General features: G+C 70.8%; 7 protein-coding genes and 2 pseudogenes. 6 read left to right on the plus strand and 3 right to left on the minus strand.

Going from position 1 to position 7,460, the window contains the following annotated elements:
* Together GJ634_RS15625 and GJ634_RS12995 are read left to right on the plus strand one after the other, a co-directional pair.
* Window positions 1-1,065 (plus strand): annotated as a pseudogene (locus tag GJ634_RS15625) (hypothetical protein); the annotation flags it as partial.
* Between the two features lie 61 nt (window positions 1,066-1,126).
* Window positions 1,127-1,489 (plus strand): hypothetical protein, encoded by a 363-nt coding sequence (locus GJ634_RS12995; RefSeq protein ID WP_157503283.1) that lies wholly within the window; start codon window positions 1,127-1,129, stop codon window positions 1,487-1,489.
* On the opposite strand, the gene nth is transcribed toward GJ634_RS12995, so the two are convergent.
* Both nth and GJ634_RS13005 read right to left on the minus strand, forming a co-directional pair.
* Window positions 1,486-2,292 carry an endonuclease III gene (gene nth / locus GJ634_RS13000; protein WP_157503285.1) on the minus strand — a complete coding sequence of 269 codons (807 nt, stop codon included), beginning with the start codon at window positions 2,290-2,292 and terminating at the stop codon, window positions 1,486-1,488. The two genes, GJ634_RS12995 and nth, sit on opposite strands and share 4 nt — an antisense overlap.
* Before the next feature lie 31 nt (window positions 2,293-2,323).
* The gene (locus tag GJ634_RS13005; RefSeq protein WP_157503287.1) at window positions 2,324-2,737 is read right to left on the minus strand and encodes a DUF371 domain-containing protein; all 414 of its coding nucleotides are present in this window, start codon (window positions 2,735-2,737) and stop codon (window positions 2,324-2,326) included.
* Between the two features lie 303 nt (window positions 2,738-3,040).
* Between GJ634_RS13005 and GJ634_RS13010 the strand changes: the two genes are divergently transcribed.
* From GJ634_RS13010 to GJ634_RS13025, 4 genes are all read left to right on the plus strand, one after another.
* A complete protein-coding gene (locus GJ634_RS13010; RefSeq protein WP_157503289.1) occupies window positions 3,041-3,943 on the plus strand; it encodes a coiled-coil protein in 903 nt (300 codons plus the stop codon).
* 106 nt (window positions 3,944-4,049) lie between these two features.
* A complete protein-coding gene (sppA, locus tag GJ634_RS13015) occupies window positions 4,050-5,042 on the plus strand; it encodes a signal peptide peptidase SppA (RefSeq protein ID WP_157503291.1) in 993 nt (330 codons plus the stop codon).
* A 47-nt stretch (window positions 5,043-5,089) separates the two neighbouring features.
* Entirely contained in the window at window positions 5,090-6,235 is a 1,146-nt protein-coding gene (locus GJ634_RS13020) for a DUF373 family protein (RefSeq protein WP_157503293.1), read from the plus strand.
* A gap of 34 nt (window positions 6,236-6,269) precedes the next feature.
* Window positions 6,270-6,992: a diphthine--ammonia ligase gene (locus GJ634_RS13025; protein WP_157503295.1), complete on the plus strand. Its 723-nt coding sequence runs from the start codon at window positions 6,270-6,272 to the stop codon at window positions 6,990-6,992.
* 203 nt (window positions 6,993-7,195) lie between these two features.
* On the opposite strand, the pseudogene GJ634_RS13030 reads toward GJ634_RS13025, so the two are convergent.
* Window positions 7,196-7,460: pseudogene (locus GJ634_RS13030) on the minus strand (enolase C-terminal domain-like protein); the annotation flags it as partial.

The following is a 7,460-nucleotide window of genomic DNA, read 5'->3' on the forward strand; positions in this document are numbered from 1 at the left end:
GTCGTGGTCGACGCGCTCGCGGAGACGTCGACCGGCTGGACGGTGAACGCCGAGCTGTTCGCCCTCCACGCGCCCGGCACGCACGTCGCGGCGAGCCACGACCGCGGCGTCTCGGTCGTCGAGTGGACCGACCACGCGGACGACGACTACGTGACGTTCGCGCCCGGCCACGGCCCCGCGTCGGCGGCCGCCGCGCGGCTCGCGCTCGTCGCCGCGACCGTCCCCGCGTTCCTCCGCGGGGCCGCGATGGCGCTCGGGCCCGCGCTCGCCGTGCTCGCCGTGCTCTTCCGCGCGGTCGGCGCCGTTCCGGACCTGACGCCCGACGTCGACGCGCAGACCGCCGGCACCGTCGTTCTCGGCGCCGGCGCGCTCGTCGCCGGCGCGGTGGTCGCGACCGGACAGGTGTCGCTGTACTTCATGGCGGCCGGCGCAGTGCCGCTGTTCACCGCGATTGCGGCCGTCGCGGCGGGCGGCACCGTCCACCTCGGCGTCCGGGACACGACGCGGCTGGCCGCGGCGGCAGTCGGCGTCCCCCTCTCGGTGGGCGTCCTCGCGGCGTTCGTCGGCGCGTTCGCCCACCCCGCCGTCGCCGGCTGGACGATGGGACGGGCGCTCACCGCGGGCGTCCTCGCCGCGCAGGTCGGCGTCTTCGCCGTGCTCGGCGCGACCCGCGACAGCGGGAGTGGCTGGCTCCGGTTCGCCGCGGTCGCCGCGCCCGCCGTACAGGCGCCCAGGCCGACCAGCCCGTCGAGGGAGAGGGCGGCCACCGGTTCGACGTCGGCGGCAACGAGACGAACATCTCCGTCTGGCTCCACCTCGACCTGTTCACGAACCTCGGCGCCGCCGGCGACTTCGGGTTCAGCGCGGTCGGCTCCGCGATGGACGCCCGCGTCGTCGCCGTCGACGTCCAGCTGCGCTTCGACGGCGTCGGCGACCTCCCGGAGTTCCTCTCGAACCCGTTCTCGCGGTTCTCCGTCGTCGCGGAGTGGGAGCTGGACCTCCCGTTCCTCTCGGTGGGGCCGTCCGCGGGCGACGACTTCAGTTTCGAGGGCAACGAGACGATAGACGGCCGGAGCGCGTAGCCCGCGGCCGAACTTTCAAACGCGTCCGGCCGTTACGACAACACATGTCAGGGGGCGACGAACTCGTCGCGAAGCTCCAGCAGCAGGCCGGAGACGCACTGCGGGTCGTCGCCGAGTACGACCGGGACGGCTACGAGCTACGCTACGCCCGCGGGGACGTCACCGCCCGCCTCGAGGACCGCGGGGACGCCATCCACCGGAACCTCGTCCTCGAGGGCATCAGCCGCGAACACCTCGAGGACCTCTTCGACGCGGGGAACCTCCGCTGTTCGATGCACCGCTTCGAGGAGGTGACCGCGTTCCACTTCGCCGAGCGGGAGTACACGGGCCTGTTCGTCAGCGTCGACTCCGACGTCGACATCCCGCTGGCGTCGTTCACCGACACCTGCTGGCGGAGCCTCGACTAGTCGCCCGCGGCGTCCGCCGGGTCGACGACGTCCTCGCCGACTTCGTCCACGCCGACCCTATCACAGATGTCGTACAGCGGGCACGCCTCCGGCCCGTCGAGACAGGCGGGCTCGCGCGCCGAACAGTACTCGCGGCCGAACTGAATCATCGCCGTGTGGCCGAACCCGCACTTCTCGCCGGGCACCTCGGCTTCGAGGGCTTCGCGGACGTCCTCGTGGTCGGCGTCCGGGGCCGCGAGCCCGAGCCGGCGCGCGATGCGGTGGACGTGCGTGTCTACGGGGAAGACGCCGTCGCGGCCGCCCGCGAACAGCAGCACGCAGTCCGCGGTCTTCGGGCCGACGCCTTTCATGTCCAGCAGCGCCTCGCGCACCTCGTCGGGGTCGCCGGTGCGCACGAACTCGTCGAAGCCGTCCTCGCCGCCGTACTCCTCGCAGACGCGGGCCGCGATGCGAATCAGGGTCTCGGACTTCTGGTTGTACAGCCCCGCCGAGGAGATGGTTTCGGCGAGCTCGTCCTGGTGGGCGTTCGCGAGCGACTCCGCGAGGTCCACGTCCTCGCCGCCGTACCGCTCGACCAGCGCGTCGTGGGCGGGCTGGCTGGCCTTGTCGCTGGTGTTCTGGCTGAGAATCGTGCGGACGAGACACTCGAAGGCGTCCCGGCCGCCGTACGCCTTCTGCCAGTACAGCTCCCCGAGGCGGTCGACGACGGCCTCCGCGCGGCTCGTCCCGTCGCCGGGCTCGAACTCGGTGAAGCGGCCGGCGGCCGCGTCGCCGCCCGAGATGTTCTCCGCGGGTTCGTCCATACGCGGCAGTCGGTCGCGCAGGAGGAAAAGCCTACTCGACGCGCAGCGTCGCCGTGAGGGCCGCGCCGTCGGCGAGCGCGGCGACGAGGTCGCGGTCGAGGTCCGCGGCGGCCTTGTCGGCGTCCACGAAGATCGTGCGGTCGTCGACGTAGTCGCTGGTGCGGCCGACCATGCTGCGGTCGTCCGCGAACTCGAGGTCGGGGTGGCCCGAACCCGTGACTTCCTCGCGGTGGCCGTCGGCTTCGAGGACGAGCGTGACAGTGGCGTCCTCGTCCCGGCAGGCGGCGACGAACTCGTCGTCGAAGTCGGCGGGCGCGCGGTCGGCGTCGATGCCCACGATGCAGTCGCCGGCGGGCGTGAGGTAGTCGTCGGTCGTCACTTCCAGCGTCGAGGCGTGTTCGGCGGCGACGTGCTCGTGGCCGGTCGCCCGCACGACTTCTTCCATGCGCTGGGGTTGTCGGGAGCCGCACTTGTGTGCGGCGTTCCCCGCCCGGTTCTTTAAGTAACGCTACCCGGGGTCGTGGGAGCCGTTACCACTCGCTGAACGGGGTCTGACAACTGCTTGCACGGCACGCCTCGCCGGAAATTTTAAGTGGCGTGGCGGGTTACTATCGGGTACCAGAACGCTGCGTGCGTTCGTGCACAGCCCGAGAGAATGACAGGACGTTCTCCTTCCGACCGGGAAGTAACACGCTCCGAGCGACGGCTGTCGCGAACGCCCAGCGGGTATGGCATCGAGGTTTGAACAATGGCTGAGGAAGAACAAACTATCGAAGTATCGAGCGCAGACGAACTCATTACTGACGAAGAACTCCAGGAGAAGTCCAAGGGGCAGCTCATCAAGAACGCCGGCCAGTTCCGCGACCGGCGCAACGAGCTGAACCAGCTCGCGAGCTCGCGAGCCTCCGACCGAGACGAGCTCAACGCCAAGACCCGAGAGAAGGTCGACGAGGCCCAGGAGCACCGCGAGAAGCGCGACGAGCTCAACGAGCGCGTCCAGGAGCACAAGGAGGTCCGCAACGAGCTCAACGCCGAGGCGAACGAGCTCTTCGACGAGGTCGAGCAGCGCAAACAGGACCTCGAACTCGACGAGGGCAAGGACCTCGAGGAGCTCAAAGAGGAGATCGAGCAGCTCGAGTTCAAGCAGCAGACCGAGGTCCTCTCCACCGAGGACGAGCGCGAGCTCATCGAGAAGATCGAGGACAAGCGCGAGGAGTACCAGGACCGCAAGGAGAAACTCGACGAGTCCGGCAACCTCGAAGAGCTCGTCGACGAGGCCGAGGAGGTCCGCGCGGAAGCCTCCGAGCACCACGAGAAGGTGACGGAGCTCGCGGACAAGGCCCAGGAGCACCACAACGAGATGATCGAGGCCTACCGCGAGGCCGACGACATCCGCGACGAGGCCGACGAGATGCACGAGAAGTTCGTGGAAGCCCAGGAAGCCGCCGACGCCCACCACGAGGCGTTCGTGCAGGTCCAGAAGCGCCTCCGCGAGCTCGACAAGCAGGAAGAAGAGGAGCGCGAGGACGAGCGCGCCGCCGAGCAGGCCGAAGCCCGCGAGGAGGCCGAGGAGATCTACGAGCGGTTCAAGGAGGGCGAGACCCTCGACACCGAGGACCTCCGCAAGCTCCAGAAGTCCGGCCACCTCTAAGCGACGCTATCTGCGGATTTCTCCGTATTTTCCGGTCGACAGCGACGGCACTGCTCGCAGTCGGTCGGCCGCGTGAATTACGGGGCCGGCCGCCGACGGCGTAGCCATGGACACACTCTCCAAACGAGTCGGTCGGCTCGTCGTGCTCGCGGTCGGCGTGGTCGTCGGCGTCGCGGTCGGCTGGTCGCTGTTCGTGCGCGTCCCGGCGGGCGGTCCGACGATTCTCGGCGTCCTGCTGGTGCTCGGGACGGCCGCCGGGTTCCTGCGGCTCGCGGGCAACGCCGCGGACACCGCCTTCGCCGCGTACGACACCGCGGAGGTCAGCGTCGAGGGCCCGATCGCCCGCGACGGCGGCGAGTCGCTGCCGACCGACCCGCGCCAGATTCCCGCGGACGCCGTGGTCGACCAGATCGAGCGCGCCGACGAGGACGGCAACACGGAGGCGCTGGCCGTCCGGCTGAACACGCCCGGCGGCGAGGTCGTCCCGAGCGACGACGTCCGGCGCGCCGTCCGGGACTTCGACGGGCCGACCGTCGCGTACGTGACGGACGTCTGCGCGAGCGGCGGCTACTGGATCGCCAGCGCCTGCGACCACGTGGTCGCCCGGGAGAACAGCCTCGTCGGCAGCATCGGCGTGCGCGGGTCGACGCTGAACGCCGCGGCGCTCGCCGAGGACCTCGGCGTCGATTACGAGCGGTTCGTCGCCGGCGAGTACAAGGACGCCGGCAACCCGCTGCGGGAGATGCGCGAGGACGACCGCCGCTACCTGCAGGGGCTCGTCGACGACGTCTACGAGTCGTTCGTCGAGCGCGTCGCCGAGGGCCGGAACCTCTCCCCCGAGCAGATTCGGGACACCGAGGCCCGCGTCTACGTCGGCCGGGACGCCCGCGAGCGCGACCTCGTCGATGACCTCGGGACGCGGGACGCCGCGGAGGCCTACCTCGAAGGCGAACTCGGCCACGACGTCGAGGTGCGGGAGTTCGAGCCGCCGCGGGGCGTGTTCGTGCGGATGCGGCGGACCGCCGTCGGCGCGGCGTACGCGCTCGGCGCGGGGCTGGCCGACGCGGTCGGCGACGGGACGACTGTCGACCTCCGCTGACCCGAGCGCGGGGTTTTACCACGGCGGCGCGACGCTGTGGACGACAGATGCGAACGCTGGTCGTCTGTGTGGACCGGACCGGGGACATCCCCCGCGAGACCGGGCTCCAGACGCCGGTCGCGGGCTGGGAGGCGGTGCAGTCGCTGGTCGTGGAGATGGGCGTCGCCGACCCCGAGGACTCCGCGGTGAACTGCCTGCTGGAGGCGCTGCGGGTCACCCGGGACCTCCGCGACGGCGACGACGACGCGGTGGTCGCGGCCATCTCCGGGAGCGGCGACAGCGTCTCCGCGGACCGCTCGGTCGCCGCCCAGCTTGACGACCTCATCGACCGCTACGACCCCGACTCGGCGGTCGTCGTCATCGACAGCGCCGAGGACGAGCGCGTCGTCCCCATCGTGGAGAGCCGCCTGCAGGTCGACGCCGTCGACCGCGTGGTCGTCCGGCAGGCCCGCGACCTCGAGTCGACGTACTACCTCCTCAAGCAGTTCCTCGCCGACGAGGAGCTCCGGCAGACCGTGCTCGTGCCGCTGGGCATCGTGCTGCTGGTGTTCCCGGCGCTGCTGATGGTGACCGGCAGCCTCGCGGTGTCGGTCGCCGCCATCACCGCCGTCATCGGGCTGTTCGTCCTCTACAAGGGCCTGAGCATCGAGAACTACCTCGCGGAGGTCCCCGCGCAGGCCCGGGACGCGCTGTACTCCGGGCGCGTCTCCATCGTCACGTATGTCGTCGCGGCCGGGCTCGCGCTCGTCGGCGTGTTCGCGGGCGCGCTCGAGGTCTCGGACCTCCCCGCGGAGACGCCGCTGTTGCTGACCGCGATGGCGTTCACGTACTACAGCGTCCCGTGGGTCGCGCTCGGCGGGCTGGCGGCCAGCGCCGGCCGGCTGTTCGACGAGTTCATCCGCCGGGAGTCGGTCCGGACCTCCTTCCTCAACCTCCCGTTCGGCGTGCTCGCGGTCGGGCTGGTCGTCCGCGGGTTCTCGGCGTACTTCATGGAGCTGGCGGGCGAGCTCGACCCGGTCTCCGTGCCCGCGACCGACTTCGGCGCGCTCTCCGTCGACGGCTTCGTGCTCACGCCCGAGCAGCGCCTCGCGGCGTTCGTCGTCGCGGGCGTGCTCGTCAGCGTCGTCGGCATCCGCGTGGCGACCCGGTTCAGCGGCGTCGACGTCGACGGCGAGGGGCCCGTGGAGCCATAGTGGAGTATTTCAACGCCGGGCGGCAAGCGGGCGTATGACCGACGGCCAGTGGGTGAGCCTGTTCTCCGGCGGGAAGGACTCCTCGTGGGCGCTGTACCGCGCGCTCGAGGAGGGCCTGGACGTCGCGCGGCTCGTCACCGTCCACCCCGAGGGCGACTCGTACATGTACCACGTGCCCGCGACGCGGCTCGCGGGCCTCGCCGCCGAGAGCGTCGGCGTCCCGCTGGTGGACGTCGAACCCGCGGACTTCGAGGCGTCGGCCGCCAGCGAGTCCGGCGCGCAGGGCGACACCGAACTCGAGCCGCTTGAGGCCGCGCTCGCCGACCTCGCCGCCGACCTCGACGGCGGCCTCGCCGGGGTCACCGCGGGCGCCGTCGAGAGCGAGTACCAGACCTCCCGCATCGAGGCGATGGCCGAGCGGCTCGGCTGCGAGGTGTTCGCGCCGCTGTGGCAGCGCGAGCCCCGCGCGCTCGCCGACGAGATGCTCGACGCGGGCTTCGAAATCACGATTCTGCAGGTCGCCGCCTACGGCCTCGACGAGTCGTGGCTCGGCCGCACGCTCGACCGCGAGGCGCTGGACGAGCTCGAGGCGCTCAACGACGAGTACGGCGTCCACGTGCTCGGCGAGGGCGGCGAGTTCGAGACGTTCGTCACGGACGGCCCGCACATGTCCCGCCCTATCGAGCTGGCGTACGAGACCGTCTGGAACGGCGACCGCGGCCACATCGACGTGACGGACGCGCGCCTCGGCGAGTAGCTACCCGGGCGAACGGCTCGGAGAATTAGGGTTCGTTTCGTCTCGCTACGCTCGTCTGTCGAGCACGACGAGGCTTACGCCTCGTCGAACGCCGCCGAGCGAAGCTCGGCGTGCTCGACGAAGCTCCGTTAGACTACGCTTCGTCGAACGTAGTGAGACGGTCGCTCACTGCGTTCGCGCTGCGACCCACTCGCTCGACCCCGCTATGCGGGGTCGAACAGCGTCTCGCCTTCGACCATGTGCTCTTCGACGGTGTCGAGGTCGAGGGTCAGGCCGAGGCCGGGCTCCTCGGGGACGGTGATGGAGCCGTCCTCGATGACGTCCTCCTCGACGAGGTCCGACCACCAGCCGAGCTCGTAGGAGTGGAACTCGACGGCGAGGCTGTTCGGGATGGCGGCGCCGGACCTGCGCGCTCGCCATCGTCGCGATGGGCGAGGAGACGTTGTGCATCGGCCACCGGGACGTAGT

Origin of the sequence: Halobacterium sp. CBA1126 (assembly GCF_009741975.1) — an archaeon.
Taxonomy (GTDB): Archaea; Halobacteriota; Halobacteria; order Halobacteriales; family Halobacteriaceae; genus Halobacterium.

Coding starts and splice junctions, on each gene's coding strand:
- GJ634_RS13005 (WP_157503287.1), bottom strand. CDS start 2,737: ATGGAAGAAGTCGTGCGGGCGACCGGCCACGAGCACGTCGCCGCCGAA.
- nth (WP_157503285.1), bottom strand. CDS start 2,292: ATGGACGAACCCGCGGAGAACATCTCGGGCGGCGACGCGGCCGCCGGC.
- GJ634_RS12995 (WP_157503283.1), top strand. CDS start 1,127: ATGTCAGGGGGCGACGAACTCGTCGCGAAGCTCCAGCAGCAGGCCGGA.
- GJ634_RS13010 (WP_157503289.1), top strand. CDS start 3,041: ATGGCTGAGGAAGAACAAACTATCGAAGTATCGAGCGCAGACGAACTC.
- sppA (WP_157503291.1), top strand. CDS start 4,050: ATGGACACACTCTCCAAACGAGTCGGTCGGCTCGTCGTGCTCGCGGTC.
- GJ634_RS13025 (WP_157503295.1), top strand. CDS start 6,270: ATGACCGACGGCCAGTGGGTGAGCCTGTTCTCCGGCGGGAAGGACTCC.
- GJ634_RS13020 (WP_157503293.1), top strand. CDS start 5,090: ATGCGAACGCTGGTCGTCTGTGTGGACCGGACCGGGGACATCCCCCGC.